General features: G+C 68.4%; 24 protein-coding genes. 6 read left to right on the forward strand and 18 right to left on the reverse strand.

What is annotated here, in order from left to right:
* Window positions 1-28: 28 nt before the first annotated feature.
* The 3 genes from AC07EG_RS03120 to AC07EG_RS03130 form a co-directional block, all read right to left on the reverse strand.
* A complete protein-coding gene (locus AC07EG_RS03120; RefSeq protein ID WP_478251320.1) occupies window positions 29-736 on the reverse strand; it encodes a hypothetical protein in 708 nt (235 codons plus the stop codon).
* A 98-nt stretch (window positions 737-834) separates the two neighbouring features.
* Window positions 835-1,035: a hypothetical protein gene (locus tag AC07EG_RS03125; RefSeq protein WP_478251321.1), complete on the reverse strand. Its 201-nt coding sequence runs from the start codon at window positions 1,033-1,035 to the stop codon at window positions 835-837.
* Window positions 1,035-1,364, reverse strand: a complete 330-nt coding sequence (locus tag AC07EG_RS03130) for a hypothetical protein (RefSeq protein ID WP_478251322.1) — start codon at window positions 1,362-1,364, stop codon at window positions 1,035-1,037. Before AC07EG_RS03130 ends, AC07EG_RS03125 begins: the two co-directional genes overlap by 1 nt.
* Before the next feature lie 117 nt (window positions 1,365-1,481).
* On the opposite strand from AC07EG_RS03130, the gene AC07EG_RS03135 reads away from it, so the two are divergent.
* Complete coding sequence (locus AC07EG_RS03135; protein ID WP_478251323.1) at window positions 1,482-1,805, forward strand: winged helix-turn-helix domain-containing protein; 324 nt, start codon at window positions 1,482-1,484, stop codon at window positions 1,803-1,805.
* Here AC07EG_RS03135 and AC07EG_RS03140 read toward each other — a convergent pair.
* Window positions 1,799-1,999, reverse strand: coding sequence for a hypothetical protein (locus AC07EG_RS03140; RefSeq protein WP_478251324.1), 201 nt, complete (start codon window positions 1,997-1,999; stop codon window positions 1,799-1,801). The genes AC07EG_RS03135 and AC07EG_RS03140 overlap by 7 nt on opposite strands.
* A 176-nt stretch (window positions 2,000-2,175) precedes the next feature.
* On the opposite strand from AC07EG_RS03140, the gene AC07EG_RS03145 reads away from it, so the two are divergent.
* Window positions 2,176-3,597: a hypothetical protein gene (locus tag AC07EG_RS03145; RefSeq protein WP_478251326.1), complete on the forward strand. Its 1,422-nt coding sequence runs from the start codon at window positions 2,176-2,178 to the stop codon at window positions 3,595-3,597.
* On the opposite strand, the gene AC07EG_RS03150 is transcribed toward AC07EG_RS03145, so the two are convergent.
* The 3 genes from AC07EG_RS03150 to AC07EG_RS03160 form a co-directional block, all read right to left on the reverse strand.
* Window positions 3,556-4,455 carry a phosphotransferase enzyme family protein gene (locus tag AC07EG_RS03150; RefSeq protein WP_478251327.1) on the reverse strand — a complete coding sequence of 300 codons (900 nt, stop codon included), beginning with the start codon at window positions 4,453-4,455 and terminating at the stop codon, window positions 3,556-3,558. The genes AC07EG_RS03145 and AC07EG_RS03150 overlap by 42 nt on opposite strands.
* Before the next feature lie 351 nt (window positions 4,456-4,806).
* Window positions 4,807-5,094 (reverse strand): hypothetical protein, encoded by a 288-nt coding sequence (locus AC07EG_RS03155; protein ID WP_478251328.1) that lies wholly within the window; start codon window positions 5,092-5,094, stop codon window positions 4,807-4,809.
* 148 nt (window positions 5,095-5,242) lie between these two features.
* Window positions 5,243-6,136: a hypothetical protein gene (locus AC07EG_RS03160; RefSeq protein ID WP_478251329.1), complete on the reverse strand. Its 894-nt coding sequence runs from the start codon at window positions 6,134-6,136 to the stop codon at window positions 5,243-5,245.
* Window positions 6,137-6,263: 127 nt separating this feature from the next.
* Here AC07EG_RS03160 and AC07EG_RS03165 point away from each other — a divergent pair, with 127 nt between their 5' ends.
* Together AC07EG_RS03165 and AC07EG_RS03170 are read left to right on the forward strand one after the other, a co-directional pair.
* Window positions 6,264-6,725 (forward strand): DUF6221 family protein, encoded by a 462-nt coding sequence (locus tag AC07EG_RS03165; RefSeq protein WP_478251330.1) that lies wholly within the window; start codon window positions 6,264-6,266, stop codon window positions 6,723-6,725.
* 479 nt (window positions 6,726-7,204) lie between these two features.
* Complete coding sequence (locus AC07EG_RS03170; RefSeq protein WP_478251331.1) at window positions 7,205-7,360, forward strand: hypothetical protein; 156 nt, start codon at window positions 7,205-7,207, stop codon at window positions 7,358-7,360.
* Window positions 7,361-7,380: 20 nt separating this feature from the next.
* Here AC07EG_RS03170 and AC07EG_RS03175 read toward each other — a convergent pair whose 3' ends face one another.
* Genes AC07EG_RS03175 through AC07EG_RS03185 form a run of 3 tightly spaced genes read right to left on the reverse strand, consistent with a single transcriptional unit; the run spans window position 7,381 to window position 12,433 of the window.
* On the reverse strand, window positions 7,381-10,860 hold the full coding sequence (locus AC07EG_RS03175) for a hypothetical protein (protein WP_478251332.1): 3,480 nt from the start codon (window positions 10,858-10,860) through the stop codon (window positions 7,381-7,383).
* A gap of 46 nt (window positions 10,861-10,906) precedes the next feature.
* Window positions 10,907-11,833, reverse strand: coding sequence for a hypothetical protein (locus AC07EG_RS03180; protein WP_478251333.1), 927 nt, complete (start codon window positions 11,831-11,833; stop codon window positions 10,907-10,909).
* On the reverse strand, window positions 11,834-12,433 hold the full coding sequence (locus AC07EG_RS03185) for a vWA domain-containing protein (RefSeq protein ID WP_478251334.1): 600 nt from the start codon (window positions 12,431-12,433) through the stop codon (window positions 11,834-11,836).
* A 132-nt stretch (window positions 12,434-12,565) separates the two neighbouring features.
* On the opposite strand from AC07EG_RS03185, the gene AC07EG_RS03190 reads away from it, so the two are divergent.
* Complete coding sequence (locus tag AC07EG_RS03190) at window positions 12,566-15,499, forward strand: AfsR/SARP family transcriptional regulator (protein ID WP_478251335.1); 2,934 nt, start codon at window positions 12,566-12,568, stop codon at window positions 15,497-15,499.
* Window positions 15,500-15,506: 7 nt separating this feature from the next.
* Here AC07EG_RS03190 and AC07EG_RS03195 read toward each other — a convergent pair whose 3' ends face one another.
* Both AC07EG_RS03195 and AC07EG_RS03200 read right to left on the reverse strand, forming a co-directional pair.
* Window positions 15,507-16,703 carry a helix-turn-helix domain-containing protein gene (locus AC07EG_RS03195; protein WP_478251336.1) on the reverse strand — a complete coding sequence of 399 codons (1,197 nt, stop codon included), beginning with the start codon at window positions 16,701-16,703 and terminating at the stop codon, window positions 15,507-15,509.
* A 99-nt stretch (window positions 16,704-16,802) separates the two neighbouring features.
* Entirely contained in the window at window positions 16,803-16,976 is a 174-nt protein-coding gene (locus AC07EG_RS03200; RefSeq protein WP_478251337.1) for a hypothetical protein, read from the reverse strand.
* 230 nt (window positions 16,977-17,206) lie between these two features.
* On the opposite strand from AC07EG_RS03200, the gene AC07EG_RS03205 reads away from it, so the two are divergent.
* Window positions 17,207-18,091: a hypothetical protein gene (locus tag AC07EG_RS03205; RefSeq protein ID WP_478251338.1), complete on the forward strand. Its 885-nt coding sequence runs from the start codon at window positions 17,207-17,209 to the stop codon at window positions 18,089-18,091.
* A 42-nt stretch (window positions 18,092-18,133) separates the two neighbouring features.
* Here the strand turns inward: AC07EG_RS03205 and AC07EG_RS03210 are convergent, their stop codons facing one another.
* The 6 genes from AC07EG_RS03210 to AC07EG_RS03235 all read right to left on the reverse strand — a co-directional run bounded on the left by AC07EG_RS03210 (window position 18,134) and on the right by AC07EG_RS03235 (window position 26,063).
* Window positions 18,134-21,205, reverse strand: coding sequence for a helicase HerA domain-containing protein (locus AC07EG_RS03210; RefSeq protein WP_478251339.1), 3,072 nt, complete (start codon window positions 21,203-21,205; stop codon window positions 18,134-18,136).
* Entirely contained in the window at window positions 21,202-21,807 is a 606-nt protein-coding gene (locus AC07EG_RS03215; RefSeq protein ID WP_478251340.1) for a hypothetical protein, read from the reverse strand. The genes AC07EG_RS03210 and AC07EG_RS03215 overlap by 4 nt, the downstream gene beginning before the upstream one ends.
* Window positions 21,808-21,818: 11 nt before the next feature.
* Window positions 21,819-23,459 carry a tyrosine-protein kinase family protein gene (locus AC07EG_RS03220; protein WP_478251341.1) on the reverse strand — a complete coding sequence of 547 codons (1,641 nt, stop codon included), beginning with the start codon at window positions 23,457-23,459 and terminating at the stop codon, window positions 21,819-21,821.
* Window positions 23,456-24,046, reverse strand: coding sequence for a TIR domain-containing protein (locus AC07EG_RS03225; RefSeq protein WP_478251342.1), 591 nt, complete (start codon window positions 24,044-24,046; stop codon window positions 23,456-23,458). The genes AC07EG_RS03220 and AC07EG_RS03225 overlap by 4 nt, the downstream gene beginning before the upstream one ends.
* A 110-nt stretch (window positions 24,047-24,156) precedes the next feature.
* On the reverse strand, window positions 24,157-24,900 hold the full coding sequence (locus AC07EG_RS03230) for a DUF6597 domain-containing transcriptional factor (RefSeq protein WP_478251343.1): 744 nt from the start codon (window positions 24,898-24,900) through the stop codon (window positions 24,157-24,159).
* Complete coding sequence (locus AC07EG_RS03235; protein WP_478251751.1) at window positions 24,897-26,063, reverse strand: alpha/beta fold hydrolase; 1,167 nt, start codon at window positions 26,061-26,063, stop codon at window positions 24,897-24,899. The genes AC07EG_RS03230 and AC07EG_RS03235 overlap by 4 nt, the downstream gene beginning before the upstream one ends.
* Between the last annotated feature and the right edge of the window lie 21 nt (window positions 26,064-26,084).

Genomic DNA, 26,084 nt, shown 5'->3' on the forward strand with positions numbered 1-26,084 from the left:
CGTGCTGGTCAGAACCGGGGAAGCGAGATCAGGCGGCGCGACCGGCGACACGGGCGCCGGTCAGCAGGCCGGTGACGTAGGCGACGAAGGCTCGCGAGGCCAGGTAGACCTCGCCGGTCTGCGGGTCGGTCAGGACCGTGCCCAGCCACAGCGTCAGCCGGGCCACCGACCAGCCAGCGCGGTGCCGCTTCGCGATCGCGTCCACCAGCGGTGCCATGAACGCCGCACGGATCACCGGGCGACCCGTGGACGCGTCGAGGTAGAACTCCGAGGCCAGCTGTGCGATCCGCCCGTGCTGTCCCAGCTGGACCGGACGCAGGGAGCGCCGAACCCGGATCTCGGCCCGGTCCACCTCAGGAGCCGCCCACAGACGGACCTGGGTAGCCACGTCGCGGTAGACCGCGGCCCGTCGCAGCATCTCCGCATCGGTCGTGCTGGTGGTCAGGGTGCGGGCGTTGGCGGCCAGCAGGCCGGCCAGCTGCTCGCAGCGGCGAGCCACCGCCACCACGACGTCACCCTCCCGCAGCGCCCTCACCAGCGGGTTGCCCTCGGCCTGCTCCAGCTCGGCAGCGGCCAGCAGCCGCAGTTGCGCCGCGACATCCCGATACACCGTGACCCGGGTCGACACGACGGGCTCCGGCAGGTCCGCGCCGGACAAGACGGTGGCGTTGCGGGTGAGGGTGTCGGCCAGGGCGCGGAACCGGTCGGCGATCGCGGTGGTCGGAGTGCGGGTCATGATCGTCCTTCCGTGCAGCAGGCATGGCGGTGCCCTGGAACGAATGCGGAAATCTGCGAAGAAATGTGCTGGTGCCTGGTGATCAGGCGGAGAAAAGATCAGGCGGTGGTGCGGCGAAGACGTTCGGCACGGGCTTGCGCCGCGGCGGCGATGTGGTCAGCGTCCGGGCACTCCACCTTGGTGAACTGCGAGAACAGCGCGGCCTTCGCCTCGTACCAAGCAGCCACCACTACCGGCGATGCGTCCGCGCCCGGCCGGTCCAAATGCAGCTGCTCGAACGCGCGCACCACGGTGGTCATCACGCGACCTCGCCGTCGAACTCGTCCGTCAGCTCATCGGCCAGCCCGGACAAATCGATCCGGGTGTTCAGCACCTGCAACACCACGCGGTCGGCACGACGACGCGACCGGCTCGGCCCGCGGCCGTCAATCCCGGCGCACCGCGGCGGCGTCGACTCGGGCTGCGCCTCGGCGGCCAACTCCTGGTCGACGTCCTGGAGCAGCAGGTCGATGTTGTGCTCGTCCAGGTCGTGGCAGGTGGCGACGTACTCCTGCAAACCACTCACGTCGGCGTCCAGAACGCTGAACGCGCCCTCGGCCTGGCGGCGGGTGATGTGTGCGGACCTCATCGTGGAAGTTCCTTTCGCTGCTATGTCTCAGTACAAGTTAGGACAAACTGAGACACTGGGGAATAGGCTGATCGAGTGAACTGGTACAAGGTGGGACACGGCAGATAAGCTTCTGCCATGGCAGCTGAGGATGCGGGACTAGCGCCGTTTGAGCAGGTAGCCAAGCGGATTACCGACGATATCCGGAGCGGGAAATACGCTCCCGGCTCCCGACTTCCGGCGCAGCGGGAGTTGAAGACGATCTACGGCGTTGCCGGCGGAACGCTCACCAGCGCGCTTCGCCTACTACGAGAACGAGGGGTGGTAGTGACTCGTCCGCCAGTTGCGACCTACGTCGCGGCGAACCCATTCAGCGAGCCGGAGCCAATCACCTTCGAGCAGCTTGCCCAGGAAGTTGCCGCACTCCGGGAACGCGTGGACCGGCTCGAAGAGCGTCAGTGACCCCCAATTCCACGGAAGAACTGCGCCACGCTGTCGATGATGCCTCCCCCCGTATCCGTGGCCGTGTTCACCATGCTGGCCGCATCCTGCGGGTGGTTGACCACCAAGGCCAGTATCGCGAGTACCAGCAAGGCAACGACCACCTTCTTGAGGACGCTGCCGCCGCTCTTGATGTTGAACGGGTTCTTCGCCATGTCGATCTCCGATCCGTGTCGTATCGCGCTCGTCGCGATGACTCCAGTTCAGCGGATCTCGACGCCGCGCAGCAGTGCACAACGACAGGCACATGACGCACGAAGGGGGCACACGGCTTCACGAACGTGTGCCCCCATGGCCGTCGAGCGTGTTTTACTGATGGCGGGAGGATCTTGTGAGTGCTCGGAAGAAGACGCCCAACCGCCATCTAGCTGCGGTGATGCAGGAAGCTGGGATCAGCAATAAGGGCCTCGCGAAGCGGATGCGAGACCTCAGCAAGCTCGACAACGGCGAGCCGGTATCCCCAAGCCATACGAACGTCGACAAGTGGCTGAGCGGGGAAACGAAGCAACCCCAACCACGCACCTGCCAGGTGCTTGTCAGGGTGTTGTCCCACGCTCTCGGACGGCCCGTCACGCTAGAGCAGGTGGGTTACGGCAGCGTAAGAACCGAAGATCTCGGCACCGACGGCACGCTTGAGTACCCTGAGAGCATCGCGGCCTCGGCTGTCGCACTTACCCAGCTCGCCAACTATGAGCTTCGTCAGGACGATGTCGTACGGCAACTACGAGTCGTCCCGCAAGCTTGGGACGGATTGCTCGCCAAGTGGATGTTCGGCAGTGACGCCGAATTATCGCAGCCGGTGAATCCACGTCCGATCCACGAGATGGATGTGTTGGCGGTTCGCGACGCGACGACGATGTTCGCGAATTTCGATTATCGCTACGGAGGGGGACGGCCGAAGCCGTTGGTTGCACGTTTTCTCGAAACTGACGTATTGCCGTTGATTCCGCACGTCTCCCCCAATTCGACACTCGGGCGGGAGTACTTCCGGGCGGTCGCTGCGCTCACTCGCTTAGCTGGCTGGACTGCGTACGATATTGGCCACCACGCCCTTGCCCAGCGGTACCTTTATCAGGCGTTTCGCCTGGCACGAGCTGGCGGCGATAGGGCACTGTGTGGACGCATCCTCGCAGGTATGAGCCATCAGGCCAACTTCCTCGGCGACTACGAGAGGGCCGTACACCTTGCCCGCGCCGCCGCCCACGGGGCTGCTGGCCACGCAACCGCCACGACTATGGCGCTTTTTCACGCCATGGAGGCTCGCGCGTTAGCCTCACAGGGAAACCAGGCAGAAACCGCAGCCGCACTTTCTTCGGCTGAGAGTTGGCTCTGCCGCAGCCAACCAGACAATGACCCCGAGTGGATCAAATATTTCGACCGAGCCGAACTCCATGCCGAGTTCGCTCACTGCTTCCGAGACCTCGGTGACCCTATCCGTGCTGCCGAGCACGCGGCGGCATCGATTGCGTCGTCGGAGAACATTTACGTTCGCAGTCTCTCGTTCTGCCGAACGGTTCTTGCCACTGCTCACCTACAGGCGAACGACCTGGACGAAGCGTTAGCCGTGGCACGCGGAGTGGTTGACACAGCAGCCGAATTGAAGTCCTTCCGGGTCATATCCTACCTGAAAGACTTCCACGCTCGCCTATCGGGCAAATCCAAAGAGAGCACAGTCGTCGCGTTCAGCGAATACTGCAGAGAAAAGTTCCCGTCAGAACACTCGCCACCGGCGGGGAAACTCATCTTCTTGTAGGCTGTTGATTCTCTCTGCGACTTCGTCGTCGATGCGAGCAGACTGCCCTAGTTGCTGCATAAGCCAAGTAGTCATATTCAGCTCTCGGGTTGCGCGTACGACCGGATACCCTTCCCAGGCCAGCGGATCAAAACCGTACTCCTGCACATACGACTCATACTCGCGCCGACCGAGCCAACCGAATGCTTGGTATCGAACAGCGGTCACCGCGACATCCCACTCCCGCGGACCCCATGCGAAGTCCTCGAAGTCAATAAGACATACCGACCCATCGCGGCGAGTCATCAGGTTACCATTATGCGCATCACCATGTATAGGCCCGGCCGGGAGAACAAATTTCAGGTGCTCAAAACTATCCCGAAGCTCCAGGTGGCGACGCCGCAGGAATTCCACATTTTCCTTCGAGACGGCGTTGACCGGAATCGAATTAAGACGATCGTCGACCTTGGGCATCGGCTCGAAATCAGGAAGACTTAGCCCCATCGGAACAGATAATCCATGGAGCCTACGCAGTATTATCGCCAAATCAACCGAACTCGGCTCTCGATCCCCCTGATCGACGTATTCCCAATAGGTGACATATAGATTATTGGCAGCGAGAGGCTGAGGATGATCCGCTAGACGAAGGGCGGGAAATGCGGAATCAGCCAGCCACTTGGCGACCCGAACCTCCTTCTCACTGGCCAGCTTCGACCGTCCGACACGCACCACCAGACTTTCCGACGGAAGATGGTAGATCGCATTCTCGCCCATCCGAAGCAACGTGGCATCGCTACAGCGAAGATCCGCCGCACGACACGCACTCTTGAGAGCGGCGCGGGCTGAATCGGCGGTGAGTGCATTACTGGTCACGGTCACGGAGTCTGCTCCCATTCAAAGACGTCTACAGGCTACAGTCCACAAGGCGCCGACTGGCGCCTTGTGGACCTCGGGCTCAACGAGCGGCAACCGTCGTGGCAGGACATGTGCAGGCGCATGAACCACGACGGCTACCGGGCCCTATGCGCCTGCACATACTGCCAACGTCGCCCCAACGGGCCGACGAGTTGGACTGCAAGAACGGAAGCATCCTGGACGAGAAGCATGGTCACCAACGTTACTGTTTGGAGGGGGAACGAACATGCCGGAAACTTGTCAGAATTTGGTCATTTGCTGCCCGCCAGGCCAACGAAGCCCCCTCGCCGAACGCGCACTCGCCCATTGCGCAGATCAGGGCTGGTCTTGCCCGTCTCGGTCAAGTAGTTCGATGATCCGACCGAGCGAGGTGTTCACGGTGGCGAAGCCCCTGCGCATCTCCTCCCGCAGGTCGACCTGATCCTCGCGAAGCGCGTTGAGGGTGCCAGTGTGGGCACGCAGCTCGGCGCGGACCTCGGCGACGTCGCGATCCGCGCCGGCCGCGAGCACGCGTGCCGCCGCGCTATCCACGGACCGCTCGCTCAACTCCGTCACGAGCCGTTCCAACCGCTCGACACGTCGCTGCAAGTCTTCATCCGCCACGTGACCGATGATACTGCGCTCACCGGGTCAGTGAGGCACGATCAAGGGCATGGATCACACACCGAGACCGGAACCGGCCGGGGCGGTACGTAGAGTGAGACACCAGCCAACCGCGAGATTGGTGATGCGGCCAGGGAGAACCGACCACTCAGCCGCCTGCCGAACCACTGTCTTCTTGATTGCCCTCTAAACGTTCATACCTCCTGTGGCCATCTTGATAGCCAAACTGTTCCGTCCATGGATACGACGGCTGCCCGCGCACAATCAACCTAGAGCCGTCTCTCCCGAAGTACCGGAGGTCCAAACACATTTTGTACGTGTCGCGAATATTCATGCCCAGATCCCTGACCCAATATTCGATATTAAGAAAAGTATTCTCCGGACGATGGATGTCTTCTTCCGTGCCCAAGAGCCAAGATGACAACTTTCGACTCCAAACCAGACTTCGTTCCTCATTTGGCGGAAGAACTTTCGTAACACTCCCCTCGGGATATCCAAGAAAGCTTCCGACGCTGGGGAACACGTCAACTACCGCCGGAATGCTTGAGCAATTGACTATACGCAAGGTGACGGCGAGGCCGAATATATAGCGTTCTTCCCCAAGAATCAACTCTTGATCAACCTTATGCGCACGAGAAGTGAGCGCGTTGACTTCAGAGGCCACTTCAATTGGCACCGCAGTAATGGCAGGGCGAGCAAGTATTTCGCCCTGAGGGGCGCCAACCCATCCGTTTAACTTGCAGCCTTGCGTGGCGCGAACGTAGACGACAGGCGCCCTGGTATCCAACTGAGTGCGAAGAAACCGACCTTCTGCAGCAGCGGCCGCTTCGCGCTCACGTTTCTCCGCAGCCTTCGCCGACGCCTGAGCATGCAAGGAGTCTTCCTTCACTACTTCAAGTTGGTCTTTAACAACCTCAACCTGCCTTTGAGTTGCCCGAGCTGTCCTGCCCGTGTACATAGCAGCCGTGGTTGCCGCGATCAAAGCACCCAAGGTGGATACTGCAGACACCCAAGTCGGGAAATCGCCCATGTCGATGCTCATGCAGCAGCATAGTAATTGCACCAAGGTTCGTCGACGCAAGAGCAGTAACAACCTCGGCGCAGTCGCGACATCCGCCACAAACAGGTGACAGTCTCTACAGGCCGCACATCACCCGCCGGAGTGAGACATGATCGGCACCATGAACCATGATGACTACCGGGCTCTATGCGCGTTCGTCGGCCAGAATTTCGGCGTCGACGAGGGCCGGGCGCGCTACGCCAGCGCTGGTCCGTGGCGGATCGCTCGGGAGCGTGATCCCGAGAAGTCCTGGATCACCCTGGTCGATGCCGCCGACAACGCGATCGCGGCGTTCCCCGGCAACCCCACGATCTACGGCCCCGGCGCACAAGATGCTGAGTATGTGCAAGCCACGGACCCTGCGGTGACCCTCGAACGGGTTCGCGGTCAGCGCGTCATCTACAAGGCACTCCTTCGCCTGCCGCAACAGCGAACCAACCCGCGTGACTTCTCTCAGCCGGACGGCCTCGCCCTCATGCTCGCACTGGCACAGCAGTACCGCTACCGGCCGGGCTGGCGACCAGAGTGGGACACCAGCCGAACGCAGGACGGGGTGACGGAGCCCACGTAGTGGGGAACACGTGTTCGATGGCCCGCGGTAGGCGGCCTACGATACGTAGCATGAGCAGCGGGCCGAGGTTGTGCTTCAAGTGCGGCGATGAACCGACCGTCGACCCTGACCACGGCGTCCTCTGCCGCCCCTGCCGCGCCGCGCTCGAAGCATCCGATCCGCTCGGCGGCCGCGGTCAGCTGCCAACCGCCCCAGCAGATGGCGGGACCCAGAAGCCGCCGGCCAGTCTCACGTGACGACCACGATTCGTGCCATGCCACCCCGAAGACGCCCCGAACCGGCCTGCTCGGGCTTCCTAGCTGGAAGATTTTGCCTGGTCAGCGCCCTACGTCACGTCGCCGCAGCTACGTTCTCCTAAAGCGGGTGTCGCAGGTTCGAATCCTGCCGGGGGCACTCCAGCGGTTCGACCGGTAGCGATTGGTCGGCTGTTTCCGTGCCGGGCTGATGCGGCGTGATCGCCGATGCGTCCGGTGGGCAGGATGGGTGTGGTGCTGATCGTGCGCGCCGCCAAGAAGCTGCTGCGCCTGACCGTGGTCAAGGTGGCGGCGGGAGCCAGGGGCAGCAGCACCATCAGTCCGGGCCGCGAACTGGTCCACGCACTGCACACCATCACGACCCGGAAACCGCGTGATTGATCCACGCATGCCCCAGAGAATCACTCGTCGTAGTCATCTTTGGCCCATGTCTTCAGGCGGTCACCGTGGTCGCGGAGGACTTGGGCGGTGTGCGGCCAGTTGGGTTCCACGTCGTCCGCCCAGGCCAGGCACTTCGCCGCGGAGGCTTCCTGCTGCCCGCCGTCGTACGCGCCTCGGGTCGTGACGCCGATGTTGTTGAAGAGGCCGATGAGGAATCCGCCTCGGAGTTCGTCGGCGTCGTCCAGTTCGAGGACGTCCCGGACCGCCTCGGTGGGCCATGCTCCGTCCTGTCCTGCCGGTCCGTCCGAAATCAGGGCGCCGATGGCTCGGTCACCACTGCGCCGCAGACCGGCCTCGTCCAGGAGCAGGCGGGTCTGCTCCACCCAGCGGCACAGCCGTTCGCGGTCCACGTCGTCGCCTGACTGCCCCGGTATGCAACGCAAGCGTTCTCCGGTCCCGAAGAAGTGCCTGGCTTTGGGATTCAGCTTTCCGTTCGGCAGGAAGCGGAACTGGTGCAGTTCGACGAAGTTCGCCGGGTCGGTGGCGATCAACTCCAGGAGGGCCTGAGGCCGCCGCTCGTGGAACAAACCCGCGAGGTCGATTTCCCACCTCGCCACCCCGCGCAGGCTCTGCCCCGCAGTGCTCAGGTGGGTCACCAGGGTGTCGATCGAATGCACGGGGTGATCGCTGATTTGACGTGGTGAACTCAGAAGCCGGTGGAAAGCCGCCTCGACGAGTTCGACCGGCGGTCGCCAGGAGCCGGTTTTCCCGTGCAGCGACAGGGACATCGCCTTGATGACCGCTTCCGGTCGATCCTGGGCGAGTACCTTCGTCAAGTAATCCGCTGGCCCCTCGGCCGGGAACGGGAAAGCCGGTGTCAGCAGCCAGAAGCGCTCGCACACCTCCGGTTCTTCCACGGCAAGCCACTCGAACGCCCACGCCACGGGCAACGCGAGGAGGAACGCCGCCCGTGCGGCCGGATCGCCGGGGAGCACGGCCAGCGCGTCAACAGCCCATTCCCGGCCACCTTCCCGGGCACGCCAACGGGTCCAGCCTGCCGCGATGGGCTCACCGAGCAAGGTGAACACCTCGTCCCGCACGGTGTCCCCGGCGACCTGCGCGAGCGCCGTGCCGACCAGGTCTCCCCGTTCACTCGCCTTCGCCAGGCGAACCAAGCCTTCGACACCGTGACGGGGCAACTCCGCGGACACGATCTCCTGGTGCAGTGCTTCGAGCGCGGCCTGGTGCGCCCGCAGGTCGGTGGAGTCGACGCCGGGCAGGTCCGGATGCCGGCCGAAGGCCCAGGAGTGCCTGGTCGGGTCGAGCGTCGGCTCGATGCGGTCGAGGATGGACGACAAACGGTCCTGCGTCGGGTTTCGCGGCCCGCCCCGGTTCAGCAACTTCGTGCCCTGTTCCCAAAGCGGCAGGGTTTCGTCCAGGTCGGCGGTTTCGAGGGCGTCCAGGAAACGGTCCAAGGTGTCCGGAGCGAGCCAGGCCAGGCGCGGCAGGAAGGCCGCCCAGCGGCCGGGCACCGCGGTCAGGTCGGCCAGCACCGCGCGGGAGAGTTCCTCCCGGTAGGTCTCGGCGTTGTCCGGCGACTCCGGCTCGCTCCAGCGCCGCACCCGCGGCCGCGCCGAGTACGGGGAAAACGGGCGCGGGTCGGTGAGATCCATCAGCAGCTGCCACCCCACCTCCGCGTGCCGGCGCCGCACCTGGTTGACGAGGCTCGGACGGCGGTCCAGCGCGATCGGGCTCCCCGGCCGGTGGGTGAGCAGGTTCACCAGCGACCGCGCCGGCCGGTTGCTCAGCCTGCCACCGGGGTCGACTTCGGCCAGCCGAGCGATCAGGAGGATCGCGGCAGCGCAGTGCTCCGGCGCCCACGTGATCGTCTCCAGCGCCCAGAGCAGACCGGTGTACCCGTACTCGTCCTCGAACACGACGCGGAGCAGGGGATCCTCGCCGCGGAGGCCCATGCGGACGGCTTCGAGGAAAATGCGCGGGCACGCCTCGGCGAGCAACGGGAGGACGTCGCTGAGGGACCGCCAGAGCGAACCGGTCCGGTCCTCGTTCGCCTTCGCCAGCAGCTGACGCACCACGCGTGCCGCATAGATTTCGGCTGCCTCACCGGCGATCGGCGCCACCCCGGCGTCACCGAAGCGGGCGAGTCCGTGGGCGAGTCCCCGCCGCAGTTCGCCGGACCACCCGCGGGTGCCGCCGACCTCGCTCAGCACCTCCAGCGCGACCGCGCTGAACCGGCTGATGTCCGAGGCGCTGACCTGGGCCCCCAGCTGGGACCACGCGTCGAACGGGTCAGCGAGCTGCCAGCGGGACCCGCTCCGGTGGACCAGCGGATCCCCGGAAACCGCGTTGGCCGACAGGAAGCGCGCCACAACGGCGTAGTCCTGACCGGTGATCCGCGCGATGGCGTCGTGGTCGGCGGTGTTCCCCGTGGCCCACCGGCTGACGAGCACCAAGGGTATGGCGATGGCCTGCGTCCACGGCGGACGAGGGGCGTTCGGGCTCAGCCGCCGGGTCAACGCGCGAAGGCTGCGCCGGGCGAGACCCGCGTACTCGTCGGCTCGGTGCAGCGGTACTCCGGCGGCGCGGAAGGCGTCACGGGCCTCGTCCCGGGGTACCCGTGGCAGCACCAAATCGCCGTGACGGTGTTCGAAGCCGTCACGGGCGATGAGCACGTGCCGGGCCTGCTGGCCCTGCGCCACGGGAATGCTGTCGCTGACCACCACCGCGGGGAACGACGGCGGGAGGTTGGCCGCGTGCTGCCACCCCGCCTCGGAAGTCACCAGGACCGCACGGGAGCGCTCGTCGAGGACGGCGGCCGCGAACGCGGCGACCTCCTCGGTGGTCTGGCCCTGGACGACCAGGTTCCCCGGTGGTTCACCCAGCCACGCCCGCACCCGTTCGACCTCGGCCGCCCGGCCGAGCAGGACGAGGTCGTGCGGCAATTCCGGCTCGGTCAGCGAAGTGCGCTCGCGGTTCCAGGACGCCAGGTCCGCGATCCCCGGCAGCACCCCGATGCCGAGGTCGGGCGCGGCCTTGAGCAGCCGCTCGGTCAGCCCGGGGAACGCGTGGGGGTCGCGGTAGCTCAGCCGGACGTACTGGCAGTTGGCCAGCTCGGCCAGGTCCGGGGGCAGCTCGTCCGCCCGCGGCAGGCGGCCGGGGAGGTCGAGGACCGGGATGACCGGCTTGCCCGCGGCGAGCGCCGTGGCGATCTCCTCCCGGACCACGTCCCCGGGCTCGAACAGCGCGGATTCGGACAGCCACCGCTCCCCGATCACCACGAGCATCGCGGAGCAGTTCTCCACCGCACCCCACATGATCGGCCGGTGGTCGTGCCCGAGGTCGATGGACCGGCTCGACCGGAACACCCGGTCCCGGCCGAACACCGCGCCGAACTCCGCGTCCAGCCAGGCGGCCTTGTCTTCCCCGTCACCGACGCGGAAACTGATGAACAACACGCCGCCGAGATTGCCCCGGCTCATCGGGGTGAGCCATGGGTTTCCCGTTTCCTCTTGGTGGTCAACGGTTTCACGAAGCATTCGGCACGCCGCAGGAGCAGGAACGGGAACGCACGGCGCGGTCGGCGTCCCAGCGGGCGCCGTAGGTCAGGCCCGGCAGGAGCCGCCGGAAGCGCAGGTGGACCTCTCCGGCGCGGTCCACCGGGTGCCGGTGGCCCTGCGGAGCGCCCGCGTCCTCACGCACGTCGCGCAGGGTCCAGACGTGCGGGGGTGTCCAGTCCCGGCCGAACCGCAGGCGCAGGTCGAACAGGTCGCAGGGGCGTTGCCGCGCCTGCACCACGTACGACTGCAACCGCGGCAACCGGAACCGCACCGCGAAGTCGTGGGACCGCCCCCGCGGCAACGGCTCCGGCAGCACCAGGGTGGCGTGGTCCCGCAGCGTGCCGCCGTAGAGCACGTCGATCTCCGCACGGCGGCGGGCGGTGGCGAGCGGGGACGCGAAGTCCAGCTCGTGCAGGCCGTCCTGGTCGGCGAAGAGGCGGTACTGCTCCAGCACCTCGGGGTGCGGGCGGTCCAGCGTCACCGCCACGTGCAGTTCCGCGACGTGCCAGGCACCGGCCGCGGCGCGGGGAACGGTGACCACCAGCTCGGCCAGCTGGTCGATGGCCTCGTCGACCCGGCGGCGCACGGTGCGCGAGTCGCGGTTGATCCGGGTCGCCGCCCAGCCGACCCGGTCCTGGTAGAGCGGCATCCGCACCTCGGTGGTCAGGGCGAACGCCGCCACGGTCGCCAGGCGCAGGTCCTCCGGCAGGTGCTCGGCCAGCTCGACCAGCCGGGAAACGACCTTGCCCCGGATGGTCACCGGGCCGTCGTCCCCGGTGATCCCACACACCACGCGCAGGTTCGGCCCGATCCGCTCCCCGATCCGGCCGACGTGCACCCCGCGCCCCTTGCGGAGCGACTTCAGTTCCCGCACCAGCTCCCCGTGCTCGTCCATTCAGCTCGCCTCCCCTGCCTTCTCCGGTTCACCGGCAGCGTGCGACGGCCGAGTGGACCAGGAGTGGACATGTCGTGGATTGCCCGACCGCACCGCCCGTACCACCGACGCGGTCAGGGCGGCCCCCAGGCGGGTCCCGTCGCGGCCGAAGAACACCCGTGACGTGCCGATCCGGCCCAGCGTCACCGGGTCCGCCGCGCCGACGCCGAAGGCGACCACCTCCGGGACCGCGCCGCGCCCGGGGTCGGTGAGCGCGGCGAAGGCGGCGGGCCAGTCCGCATCGGTCGCCCGGCCGTCGGAGATGAAGAAGACCAGCGCACGGCGGTCGACCGTGTTCCGCAGGAGGGTGAACACCGCGCCGAAATCGCTGCCGCCGTCGGGCGTCAGCCCGGTCAGCTCGGCCAGTTCGCGGGCCGGGCGCAGCGGCTGCACCACGAACGGCACCGCCGCGAAGCCGATCACGCAGACGCGGACCCCGGCGGCGACGGCCCGGTCGGCGTGCAGCGCGCCGCGGAACTCCCGCAGGCCGGCGTTCAGCTCGTCGAGGTGGTCGGTCATCGAGCAGGAAAGGTCGCAGACCACATAACAGGACAACACCATGCGCCCGAACCTGCCCGGCCCGTGTTGACCAGAAGTCGAAAGAACGCGGATCGGACGACACACGGATGGACGCTTGCGCGACGTAATCACTGAGATCAGGCTCGCGAACCGGGAGGCGGAGTGGAATTTCGAATGCTGGGTCCCCTGGAGGCGTGGCACGACAACGCCCCCGTACCGCTGGGTGACCAGCAGCAACGCTTCATCCTCGTGGTGCTCCTGCTGCACGCGAACCGGCCGGTGACCGCGGAGCGGCTGACCGAGATCGTGTGGGAGGGCAATCCCGAGCGCCGGTCGCTCGTGCGCGGGTACATCAACAAGTTGCGCAAGGCGTTCGGCGACGCCGGCGACGTGGCGATCGAGACCACGGCGACCGGCTACCTGCTGCGGATCTCGCCGGAACAGCTCGACACCAGCCGCTTCGACCGGCTGTGCGCGGAGGCGCGGAAGACGGACGATCCCCGGCGGGCGATCGACCTGCTGCGTGCGGCCGTCGACCTGTGGCGCGGCCCGTTCCTGGAGGACATCGACATCGACCGGGTGGGCGGCACCGAGGTGATCTCGCCCCACGACAGCTACTACGACGCCGTTGGCGACCTCGCCGGTCTGGAGCTGGCCGCCGGTGACCACCGGTCCGCCCGTGACCGCCTCCGCCGCTTGGTGCGGAAGGAACCGGACCGGCAGAAGCACGCCGAGTTGCTGATGCGCGCGCTGCTCGCGAACGGCGACCGGGTGGAGGCCATCCGGGTCTTCCAGAGCACCAGCGAAGCCCTCGCGGAACTCGGGATGGAACCGGGACCGGTGCTGCGCAACATCGCCGCGCGCGCGGAACGCGGCGAGCCCGCCAGCTCACTGGCGTCCCGGCCCGGCGGGTTCACCGGCCGCACCGCCGAACTCGACGAGATCCGGGTCGCCGCCGCCGAAGGGCGCCACGCGGTGTGGGTGAGCGGCGCGCCGGGGGTGGGCAAGACGGGGCTGGCCGTCGAAGCGGCGCACCGGCTGCGGAACCGGTTCCCGGACGGGCAGATCCTGGTGCGGCTCAACGGTTTCACCCCGAACGTGCCGGCGGTGAGCGTCAGCGAAGCGCTCACCCAGCTGCTGCTCGAACTCGGTGTGCCCGCGGAGCAGATCCCCGCGTCGGCCGGCCGGAAGGCCACGCTGTACCAGACGGAGTTGTACGGCACCCGGACGCTGATCGTGCTGGACAACGCCGCTTCGGCGGAGCAGGTGCGTGCCCTGTTGCCGGAGGCGCCGGGCTGCTTCGCCGTGGTGACCAGCAGGCGGGTGGGTGAACCGGACACCGGGGAGCAGGTGCGGCTCAGCCCGCTGCCGCCGGAGGACGCGGTCGCGTTGTTCCGCACGCTGGCGGGCCCGCTCCGCGTCCGCGGCCAGACCGCCGAGGTGGCCGCGGTGGTCAAGCGGTGCGGTCACCTGCCGATGCCGATCCGGGTGGTGGCCGCGTTGTTCCGCAGGCACGACCGGTGGCCGCTGGCGCACCTGCTCCGCCTGCTGGAGGAGAGCGGGCCGTGGCACGCGGACACCGACGACGTGGCGGGCGCCGCCGCGGTCCGGGTGTCCTACCAGCAGCTCGGCGACCGCCAGCGCACCCTGTTCCGCCTGCTCGGGCACGCACCCGGACCGCACATCACGGTGGCGGGCGCGGCGGCGCTCGCGGATCGGCCGCTGCCCCAGGCCAGGGTGGCGCTCGACGACCTGCACGAGGTGTGCCTGCTGGAGGAACTGGCGCCGGAGCGCTACCAGATGCTGGACCCGCTCAAGGAGTTCGCCGCGGCGGAACCACCCCCGGCCACGCCCGCCGAGGCCGCGGACGCCGTGGTCCGGCTGCTCGACTTCTACCTCGTCTCCCTGGCGGACGCGGTGGGCGTGGCGTACCCGTTCGAACGCCCCCGCCTGCCCAAGGTGGACCGCAGCTGCCCGGTGGCGCGGACGTTCGACGGCGCGGACACCGCGGTCGCCTGGATCGCCGCCGAGCGGGAGAACCTGGTGGCCGCCATCCGCCACGCCGCCGCGCACGGCCTGCCGGAGCACGCCTGGCGGCTGGCCGTGCTGATCTGGCGTTACTTCCACACCACCAGCCAGTTCGAGGACTGGCTGGAGACGCTGGAACTCGCCAGGGAGATCGTGTCCGCCGATCCGCACAACGCCTACGGGCAGGCACACGTGCTGCTCCGGCTGGCCACCGCGCACAACCGGCGCGGTGAGCTGACCGAAGCGCTGGACCTGGCCCGGCAGGCGCTGCCCCGGTGGGCGCGGGTGGGCGACGCCCGCGGTGAGGCCACCACGTTGTGCGCGATCGCCATCCCCACCATGGAACTGGGCAGGCACGCCGAAGCGATCACCCACTTCGAGGCGGCGCTGGAGAAGTACGAGGAAGTCGGCGACCTGCGCGGTCAAGCGCACGCGTTGAGCAACCTCGGCTACCTCAACGAACTGCACGGGAAACTGGACGTCGCGCTGCGCCAGCACCGCGCCGCGGTACCCATCCTGCGCGAGATCGGCCACGTGCAGGGCCTGGCGCACGTGCTGAACAACCTCGGCTCGGTCCGGCAGAAACTCGGGTCACTGGGTGAGGCGCTGGCCGATCACCGGGAAGCGCACCAGCTGGCCGGCGAGGTGGGCGACAACTGCGTGGTGGCCTACGCCCTGACCAACATCGGCAACGTGCACCGGCTGGCCGGACGGCTCGCGGAGGCCGCCCGCTACCAGGAACGGGCCACCGCGGTGGCGGCCGAGGTGTTCGACGCCGACCTGCGCACCCAGCTCTACCGCGACCGCGCCGCGACCGCGCAGGACGGCGGTGACCCGGCCGAAGCGCTGCGGCTGCACCGCGCCGCGCTGGACCTGGCGACCGGCACCGGGAACCACACCCACCGGGCCCACGCCGACCGCGGTGTCGCGCAGGCCCTGCACGCGCTGGGCAGGCACGCCGAAGCCGTGCCGCACTGGGAGGCGGCGGAGGCCGGGTTCACCGCGCTCGAAGTGCCGGACGCGGACGAGGTGCGTGCCGAACGCGAGGCCCTGTCGTGCGATTGCGGTGGTTCGCGGTGAGCGGTGTTCAGCCCGGCTGGTGCAGCAGGCGCCGCAGTTCGGGGTAGATCTCCCGGACCGCGCCGTGGTTGTGCCACCGGCCCACGTTCCTGGCCAGTTCGCGCAGGTCCACCCGCACGGTGGCGGAGTCGACCTGCGCCACGTCCTCGAGCGTGCCGGCCAGGGTGAGGCAGCTCTGGTCGAGCTCGCCCGCCAGCGCGTGCGCCAGCGACCTGCGGACCCCGAAGCGGGCCCGGGTGCGGCGGGACTCCGACGGCAGCCGGAGCAGCTCCCGGTCCAGCACCGCGGCCGCCTCGGTGGGGCGCCCCAGGTCGCACAGCGACCACCCGTGTGCCAGTTCCACCGGATCGGGGGCGGTCGAACCGAGCACCGGATACGGCTGTGTGTCCGTTGCGGACGAACCGAGGAGTTCGGTGGCCCGGTCCATGGCGCGCTGGTACTCGGACCGGTTGCCCGCCAGGGCGTGCCCCTGCGCCTCCCGGCGGGCGGCCAGCGCGAGGGTGCGCGAGCCCGTCCGCGCGCTCTGCTGCGCCCGTTGCGCGAGGGCGATCGTGTTGATCGAGTCCTGCCGGTACAGCGCGAGCCCGGCTTCCCGGACGAACGCGTAGCCGGCGATCTCGCGATCCCCGCCCGCGGTCGCCAGTTCGGCGGCGCGGCGGGTCCACGACAACGCGCGCTGCTCGTCCCCGGCCTCCTGGCTCATCCACCCGGTGTACTCGGCGATCCGCGCGGCGAGCAGCAGCAGGTGCGATCGGGTCGGCTCGGGGTTCTCCCTGGCCAGCGCGGAGACCGTGCGCACCTGGGCGGTCAGCGGTTCGAGCACCACCACCGGGCTCGTCTGCCTGCCGAGTTCCCGCAGGTGCTCGAACGAGGTCCGGATACCGGCCACCACCCGTTCGTCCAGCACCGGCCGCGGGCCGCCGGCCAGCGTGGTCACGCCGAGCACCGTGCCGGCGACCAGCACCTGGCGGCGGTCGAGCGAAACGGCGTGGTCACGGGCCGCGCGGGCCGCCGCGACCAGCGCCCCGCCCGCGTCCAGCACGCTGTCGCAGAGCCGGGCGAGGGTTTCGTGCGGCGGCTTGAGCCCGTTCTCGAGCTTGCTCAGGTAGCCCTTGCTGTAGTGGACGCGCTTGGCCAGCTGCCCCATCGACAAACCGGCGGCGACGCGGTGTTCCCGCAGCAATTCACCAAATGATCCGGCCACCACGCCTCCTGTCCGACTGACCTCGAGTACAGCACTTCCCCAGTTCCCGCGCAATCACCCGGCCGCCCGCGGAATACCGCGAACGGCCGGGTACGCATTTCAGTCGTGCCACGGGTTGCCGTCGGGACCGGGGCCGGGCGTGGTGGTCGGCGGCGGGGACGGCGGCTCGTCCGACGAAGTCGCGAAACCGCTGCCGGCACCGGCCACCAGAAGGCAGAACGCGGCGGTCAGCGAGGCCACCGCGGCCAGGGACGCGGACACGTATTTGGACATGACAAATCCTCCTGTGGAATGGGTGAATTGAATTCCGGATGCCATTTCCGTCGATTCCGGCACCCACATCGAGGATTCATCAGCGGCCCACCGGCCAACAAGGCATTGGCCGTTTCCCGGCGAGGTGGTCAACGGGAAACACCCGGGGCATCCACCGCTGGTCCACTTCTGGTCGACACCCGTCCCGGATGCTGCCGCGCGTACGCACCAGCGAACAGGGAGGTTCGGAATTGAGCGAGGCAACCAGCTACGACGTCGCCGTGTCGTTCACCGAGGAGACGCGCTCCTCGGTCGAGGAGGTGGTCGAGGCGTGCCGCCAGCGCGGGCTGACCGTGCTGCACGGACCCGACCAGACCCACGAGTGGTGGGCGCACAAGGAAGGCGGCGACCTGCCGGACGCGCGGGTGCGGTTCTTCCTCCCCTTCGTCTCCACCGTCGACGACTTCACCACGGCGATGCTGCGCGCGGTGAAGACCGGGGACGAGCACGTGCTGCCGGTACTGGTCGGCGACTTCACCGTGCCCGCGGAGCTGCTGCACCCGCACGTGACCTACCTGCGCCTGAACGACCGGCTCACCGAGGCGCTGGTGGCGCGGGTGGAGGCGGCGGAAGCGGCCGGGGCGGGCCGGGCGCGGGTCGGCGAAGTGGTCGCCGCGACCAGGGAAACCACCCCGGCACCCGCCGTGCCCGCCACCTTCAGCCGCTACGCCGAGCAGGACGCGGTCCTGCGCTACCTGGGCGAGCAGCTCACCGCGGCGATGCCGGGGCTGAGCCGTGGCGGGTTCGTCGGCACGGTGCACCGCGGCGACGCCCGGATCGCCGTCCGCGTCGAGCACGCGGGTGACACCGTGTACGCACTGGACATCCAGCGCGGCGGCATCGGCGGGGACGAGACGGTGAACTTCGTGGTCGGCAGGCACGACGCCGGCAGCGCGTGCAGCAACGGCTGGGCCCGGCCGGTCTACAGCACCGAGACCGGCACGGCGCTGCTCGAACTGCACGACTTCTCGGTGCTGGGCCGCGGCACCGGGGAACCCCGCACCTACCGCCGGGAGGACCTGTTCGCCGCGCTCTGGCAGCGGATCAACACGGTGGTGACGGCCACCGCGGGCTGAGCACGGGCAACGCGCCCCTCACCTCGCCGGGTGAGGGGCGCGTCACCGTGTGCGGGCCCGGTCGAGCACCTCTTCCAGGCGCAGCGGGCTGGGCGGGTGGTGGCTCAGGCACAGCGGCACGCGCATCCGGCGGAAGCCGAAGTCCTCCCCGGTGGCGTAGAACTGCCCGCGCTCCAACCGCGAGATGTTGCCGACGGAACTGTTCTTCGCCCTGGCCATCTCGGTCGCCGCGGCGATCTGCGCGGGGCTGTTCAGCCTGCCGAAGAACTGGGTGGTGGCGTTGCCGACGACCTGGTTGTGCACCCCCTTGGGCGCCTGGGTGGCGAGCAGCAGGCCGAGCCCGTACTTGCGCGCCTGCGAGGCGAGCAGGATGGTGCTCTGCGTGCTGGCCGTCCAGGTCCCGGACGGGGCGATGGTCTGCGCTTCGTCCATCACGAACAGGCCCCCGAGCGGCCGGTCGCTCGCCGGGTGGCGCTTGATCCAGGCGAACACCTCCCACTGGAGCTGGCTGACGAAGGCCTGCCGCTGCTCCTCGGACGGCAGCCCGACGAAGCTGATCACCGAGATCCGGGCGCGTTTCCCGGCGGCCGGGGTGAGCAGCGACGCCGGGTCCGTCGCTGCGGCCGGACCGCCGAGCAACGGGTCGTTGACCGTCGCGGCCCGCAGCGTTTCGGCCAGGTCGGCGGCCGTCGCGGCGGCGGTGTTGAGCTTGCTCACCCCTTCCGGCAGTTCGGCGAGCACCTCGATGAACTGCGTCAGGTCGCGCCTGCCCGTTTTGGCGTAGTGGGCGAGCGCCTCGCGCAACACCGCCCGGCCGCGGACCGCGGCCTTCGAATCGCTGGCGACCTTGGCGTGGGGCACCAGCCGGGCCACCGCCGCCTCGACCGAGGCGGCGAACTCGTCGGCGTCCTGGCGCACCTCGGCGAAGTCGGGCAGCGGGTGGAAGCTGAGCGGCCGGCCATTCGTCCGGCCGGGGGTCCACACGACCACCTCGGTGCCTTCCAGGTACTCGGCGGCCTTCTGCTCGTCACCCGGCCGCCAGTCCGCAGGCGGTTCGGGCCACGCGTCACCGAGCCGAGCCAGGTCGTTGTTCGGATCCAGCACGATCGCCGACACGCCGCTGAGGGCGCACTCCTCGACGATCCTGCGCAGCAGCACGGTCTTCCCGCTACCGGACCCGGCGAACACGATGGCGTGCTTGCGCAACGACTCCAGCTCGATGCGGATCTCCCCGTCCATGCCGAGCACGAGCTGGCCCGGCCGCTGCTCCACCGGCGGGGGCCTCGTCTCCTGGTGCCCGGTCTTGGCCTGCGGCGAGCCGGGCAGGATGTGCCGCAGGAAGGTGGTGGTGCTCGCGGGTTTCCGCACCGCCAGCCAGGTGAGCAGGCGGTGCGTGGGATTGGACAGCATCTCCTTGAGCGCGCTGAACGTCCGCAGGTCGTCGTCCGACATGTCGAGGCGCAGGACGCCCTGCTGGGTCAGTTCGGTGAACTCCTTCCTCGTCGTCGGCCCGGTCCAGCCCCGAGTACCCCGGCGGATCAGCACGAGGTGCCGATCTCGCACCCCGGAGCGGATACCCGCCGCTTCGCACGCACCGCGCATCCTGCGCAACACGGTGATGCCGTGGCCTTCGGTGATCAGCCGGAACGCCCACTGCTCCTGGGTGTCCAGTGCGTCGTTCAGGATCCGCCGGAGGCCCGCGTGCAGCCGCTTGTCGTCCGCCAGCGGTTCGGGGTGCCAGCGCAGGTCGTCGTTGCCGACCTCGGTGATCCACGACTTCAACCCGGCCAGGAACAGCAGCGGCGCCAGTTCGTCCTCGTTCTCCCTGGTGAGTTCCGTGGACACGATGTCGGCCTTGTCCCGCAGGCGGCCGAACTGGGCGTCGAGTTCCGCGAAGTCGGCTTCCGAGTCCGGCCCAACCGGAACGGGCGGCATCTCGACCTCTTCGTCGAAGGAACCCAGCTCCCGGATTTCCCCGTACAGGCACGCCTCGGCGTGCGCGTGGATGCGCTTGAGCAGCTGCCGCGGGGTGTGCGGAACCCAGGCCTTGCCGAACGCCTCCGGGGCCACGGGCCAGGTCGGGTGCGGTGGTGAGATGCCGTTGCTCTGGTAGATCACCCCGAGCCACTTCTCCACCAGCTTCCGCGCCAGTTCCCCGTCGGTGACCGAACCCAGGATCGGCGTGGTGGTGAAGCGGTCGGCCACGGTGTCGGTGGCGATCTTGTTCAGCTGCATCCAGGTGTTGGGCAGGCACGCCACGATGGTCAGCGTTCGCTGCGTGGCTTGGCGCAGCTGCATCAGCCCCTGCGAGATGAGCGCGATGTCCTTGCTCAGCCCGGCGTTGGCCACCTTGCTGTCGATGGCGCTCTGCCCCCGGTGGTGGACCAGGGTGTCCAGCTGGTCGACGCCGATCACGCACGGCCCGGTCAGCGCGAGGATGCGGGAGATGTCGCGGACGAGCACCTGCGACGGCTTGGACCGGTGCTGCATGCTCCAGTGCCGTCGATCCTCCTGCGTCCCCTCCAGCCCCTGGAGGTACTCCAGGCCGATTTCCGCGTGGTCGGACCCGTACAGCGCCAGCGCCCGGATCGTGTCACCGCACTCCACGGCGATCCGGTTGTCCACCTTGCGCAGGCCGTTGAGCAGGAGGCGCAGGTCATCGGGTGTCAGCGGTGCCTCCCCCACCATCGCCTTGCCGACCTCCTCGGGCACGGCGGCTCCCCGGCACAACTGCCGCATCAGCACGACGAGCTGCCGTTCACCCTCGTCGTTGGGCCGGTGCAGCTCACTGCGCATCGCCTCGGCCAGGTCGTCCCAGAACGCCTCACCCGTGGTGAGTTCGGCCAGGAAGAAGTAGCCGCCCTTGCGCTGCACCATGCGGCGCACCGAGCCCAACAGGTGGGTCTTCCCGACGCCCTTCTCCCCCTGCAGCACCAGTCCCACCGGGCTCGGGCCGGTGCTGGCCCTGGCGTCCTCGATACTGGCCTTGATGCGCTGCTCGGCCGCACGGTGCAGACCGTCCACGTGGGAGGGTGAAGTTCGCCAGACGTCGTCCGGGGTTTCGGCGGAGTTGAAGCGGAGGACGGCCAGCGCCTCGCGCAGGTGCTCGGTCATGATCCCTCGATCGCGATGATGTGCTTGTCCTCGCCACCGATCCGGACGGCAGCCGCGTGGTCGGCGTCGGTCAGCGCAGCGCGGTTGGAGTCCGGGGCGAGGTGGACGGTCCCGGTCTTCATCATCTCCAGCAGTACCTGGTCCACTTCGGACTTCTCCGCACCGTTGAGCCTGGGGCGGATGCGGGCCAGGCGGATCCAGTCCTGCGGCGCGGTCGCCAGTGCGTGGTACGCCCCGCGGATCAGCGACTCCAGGTCGCCGGTGCGCAGCGCCTCGGTGAGCAGGCCGCGTTGCTGGAGGTAACCGACCACCCGCCGCATCACTTCGAACACCAGCCGCACCTGCGGCCCCGACCTCGACGGCGGCTCGCCTTCGACGAGGTTGTTCACGCACCACTTGATGCCCTCGTCGGTTATCTCGTGCACGTACGGCCGGACACTCTCGTCGGTCTCGAGCAGCCCGGCCTTGATGAGCTTCCGGCGTTCGGCGAGGCCGAGTCTGATCTTGTGTTCCTTCGCCAGCTCCGTGTTGAGCATCGCCCGGTTGGCCAGCATCAGCACGGTGAGCGCTGCTCTGGCGCTTTCGGTGTACTTCTCCGGCATCTCGCCGCCTTTCAGTCGGTGAACGCGTTTATCCGTCGATCGATCCGGGAGAGCAGGTCGGCTGCCTCGGCGAGCAGGTCCGGCGGCACGGCGATCCCGGTGCCGTTCCCGCGGACCTTCCCGAGCAGTGCCAGGTCCGTCGACCGGTCCAGCAGCAGCTCCAGGTCACCGTCGTCGAGTGCGGTCGCCATGCCGCGCACGGTTTCCCGGATCACCGCGAACCGTCCGGAATAGGGCATCGCGGGCGGCAGGCCCCGCAGCGCCGCGGCGGCGCTCTCCAGTGCTTCCCGGTCCGGTCCCGCATCGGTGACCGGGACGGCGGTGACGAGGGCGTGCAGTTCCCGTGCCACCTTCACCGGCCGCACCCCCGGCAGGAAGTCGAGGTGCTGCAGGCTGCGCAGGAAACCCGGCAGGCTCTCCCGGTCGGTGCCGCGCGCCAGGACGCAGAACAACTGCCGCGCCTTGCCACCCGGTCCGAGGGTGTGCCGCAGGAAGCTCTCCGCCTCGGTGGTCTGCCAGCGACTCGGCTCACCGTCCACCACCAGGCACAGGTGCTCGGCCGGTTGCGGCACCTCGTCGAGGAAATCGGGATCTCCCGAAAAGGACCAGGCGGCGCGCAGCCCGAGCAGGCGCAGTTCCTCGACCAGCTCCGTCGCCGTGCGCATCGACCGCCGCGGGCTGGACACCAGCAGGTCGAGGTCGAACTCCCGGTCGCGCTCGCGGGCAGCCGCCACGTAGGCGTCCCGGTTGTCCGCCAGTACGTCGGTGCGGTCGAACCCCCGCGCGATCACCGCGGCCACCGTCTCCAGTGCGAACGAGACCTGGTCCGCCTTCGGGACCTGTTCCTCCAGCACGGGCAGGTGCTCGCCGAAGCTCCAGTACGACACGTACGGCACGGTGAGGTGCCGCAGCATCAGGTCCTCCGGCACGGTCTTGACCAGCCAGTTCCGGAACAGCGGACCGACGACCTCGGCGCACTTGCGCTGCCACACCTCCGCCCGTTCGTACTCGACGCGGTTGTCCAGCCGGGACAGGACCGGGAGCACGGAGTGCCGCGGCCGGTCGTACGGCAGCCGGTCACGGGCGTTGTCCGCGCGCCGCGCCACGTCCACCACGTCGTTCAGGTTCTGGTCGTTGGCGGTGAACACGACGACCAGCCGATCCGGCAGCTGCGCGGTGCAGATGCCGGCGATGTCGGAAACCCCGGTCCGGCTGTCGATCAGCACGAAGTCGTACTGGTCGGTCCATTCCGCGCGACGCCGTTCGAGGAAGTCGGCGAACCCCCGCCGGTACAGGTCCTCCCAGTTCAGCGCCTGCATGCGCGGCGAGTACGAGCCGTCCAGCTTGCCCCGTTCCACCCGGCCGGCGGCGAGCAGGTCGAGCGTGCCGCCCTCGACGTCGACCCCGACCGGGTCCACGCGCGCATCCGGCTGCCCCTCCAGGAAGGCGTACGCGAGATCGACGACCCCGCGCTCCGGCTCCTCGGACAGCACCTTCGCGAAGTAGTGTTGCAGCCCCGGGGCCTCCAGGTCCCAGTCGACGGTGAGCACCCGGTGACCCCAGCGCGCCAGCAGCACGGCGACGTTCGCCAGGGTGAAACTGCGGCCGACACCGCCCTTGTAGGAATAGAACGTGATCACTGTCCCGGTCATTCGAACCTCGGCAGGGGTGGGGTCGGCCTGAGCACGGGATCCGGTTTTTCGATGATGGGGAAATCCGGCCGCCACTCGGGCACCTGGGGCACGAGCTGCCCCAGATCACTCGCCAGCGCGGTGACCTTCCGGTGCAGGTTGTGGTATTCGGGGCTCTGCTGGTACGACAGATCCGGATAGGCGACGTCCTTGAAATCCATCCAGGACCGTTCTCTGGCCTCGTCCGGGAAGTTCTCCGAATCCCCGAACAGGATCGGGTAGATCAATCCCTGTGAGCACTCCGCCCCGGCCAGCCCGAGCAGTTCCTCCCGCGCCTGCATGCTGCGCCACTCCGCCAGGCACCAGTCCGAATGGAAGTAGGGCGGGGTGAGCAGCTGGATCATGATCTTGCTGTGCCGCAGGGCGTGTTGCAGGTTCGACGGCCAGTGCACGGCCCGCGGCATCCCGCGGTCCACGTAGATCTTGAGCGTGCCGAACTCGTTGGCCAGGCATTCACGCAGTTTCTCGTGGAAGTGGTTGAGCAACCATTTCTGCACACTGCCGCGACGGGCGTAGCTGATGAACAAATCGAACTTGTAGCCGGACACGCATTGATGATAATCATCGACCGGCGGAGCAGAATTGCCAAAAAACGGCAATTATCGCGACAAGTGGCCAGCCAACTGGACACGGACAGGACACGCCGTCGGCGAGGGGCTCAGTAGCGCTCGGCGTAATGAGTCGGCGACTCGCCGAACATCGACTTGAAGTCGCGGGTGAAGTGGGCCTGATCGGCATACCCGAGCTCGGCGGCCAGCGCCGCCCAGTCGACCACGGAGCCGGCTGCCAGCCGCTCGGTCACCTCGTGCAGCCGGTAGCGCCGGATCACCCACTTCGGCCCGATGCCCACGTACTCGGCGAACAACCGTTGCAGCGCACGCACGTTCGTCCCCAGCGCCGAAGCCAGCACCCCGACCGTGGTGATCTCCGGCTTGGCGATGACCAGGCTCACGGCCTCGGCGGCAGCATCGGCCCGCGGATCCGGCGGGGGCCAGTGATCCAGCAGGAAACGCTCGACGCCCTCCACGGTCAGCGGATCCGGGATCGGCCCGCGGAACACCTCGGCGACGTCGACCGTGCTGTCCGTCAGGGTGGACACCGAGCGGCCGAGGAACGGGCGGAAGCACCCAGGCCGGAACGCCACACCGAAGACCCCGTCCGAGCCTTGGAGCACCCGGATCTGGTGTCCCGATGAGACGCCGGTCACATACGCCCCGCCACTGCGGTTGAACACCAGGTGCACGTTCGGATACGGCACGATCAGCTGCCGGTACGGCTCCTCGTAGTCCCACGAAACCACCCAGTAGCGGTCCACATACCGCGCCACCGGCGGCGACGGGCGTGGGAACGCGTGCTGCTGGAACTTCGTCCAGGCGCTCCCCAGCTCCCGCTCATCCCTCACCGGAGCAGTTTAAGCAGGTGATCCAGCACCAGTCCGTTGCTCACCCGCAGGCCGTCGTGGCCGTAGTCGGCGGTCAGCCACGGACGCAGGCCGCGGATCGACGAAGCGGTGGACAGGGACAGGTCCCGTGCGATGTACATGTCCTCGTCGTAGATGGCGGCGGCGACGGGGACTTCGTTCGCCCGCAGCCGGTCCAGGTCGTACAGCGGTGGCCAGTGGTGCGCCGCCAGCTCGTGTGCCAGCGCCTCGAACGGCCTGAGCAGCGGATCGTTCTCGAACATCCACGGGTAGATCATCTCGCCGAGGAAGTCGAGGTCCGGGAACTCGGCGCGGATGCGCTCGCCCGACCAGTTCGTCACGCCGTTCTGCGCATACGTCGCCTCGTGCAGCAGCGAGTAGATCGGCGCGGTGCTCGCCCAGGACAGCTCCCGCTCGACCTGCAGCAGGAAGGCGTCGGACAGCCGGCCGGCGGTGAACGGGTCCTCCAGCAGGTAGTGCAGCTGACGGCTCCCGGTGCCAGCGCCGAGCAGGTTGCCGAGCAGGCGGAAGGCGTCCGCGGTCAGCTCCCGGCCGCCCGGCAGGCGCACGCCGCCGCCCTCCAGGTGCGCCAGTACCCGCCTGACCTGGTCGGCGTCGCCGGGGAACCGCGCGTAGTGCGCCTCGGTCTTGGCGGCCACGACCGGGTACAGCTGCCGGTAGACCGCGTCGGCGTCGGCCTCGATGCCGGGCAGGCCGCCGGTGACCAGGGCCTCCCGCAGGCCCTCCGGCGCCAGGGACAGGTACGTCACCGTGCAGTGGCCGCCGAAGCTCTGGCCCAGCACGGACCACGGTTCGTCACCCAGCAGGGACCGCCTGATCAGCTCGGCGTCGCGCACGATGGAGTCCGCGCGGAAGTGCCGCAGGTGGGGGCCGAGGCGCGGCAGCGTGTGCCGGTTGAGCGGGGTGGAGCGGCCGGTGCCGCGCTGGTCGAGCAGCAGCACGCGGTAGTCCGCGAGCGCCCGCCGCAGCCAGCCCTCGCCGCCGTGCACCCGGGGCGCCGGGAAGCCCGGACCGCCGTTGAGGTAGAGCAGCCAGGGCAGCTCCGGGTCCGTCCGCACCTCGCGGGCGTACACCTCGATCTGCTCCCCGCCGGGATTTTCATGGCTCAGTGGCAACGAAAACACGTGATCGACGAACACAGCCGG

The organism is Amycolatopsis sp. NPDC045836 (assembly GCF_056431745.1).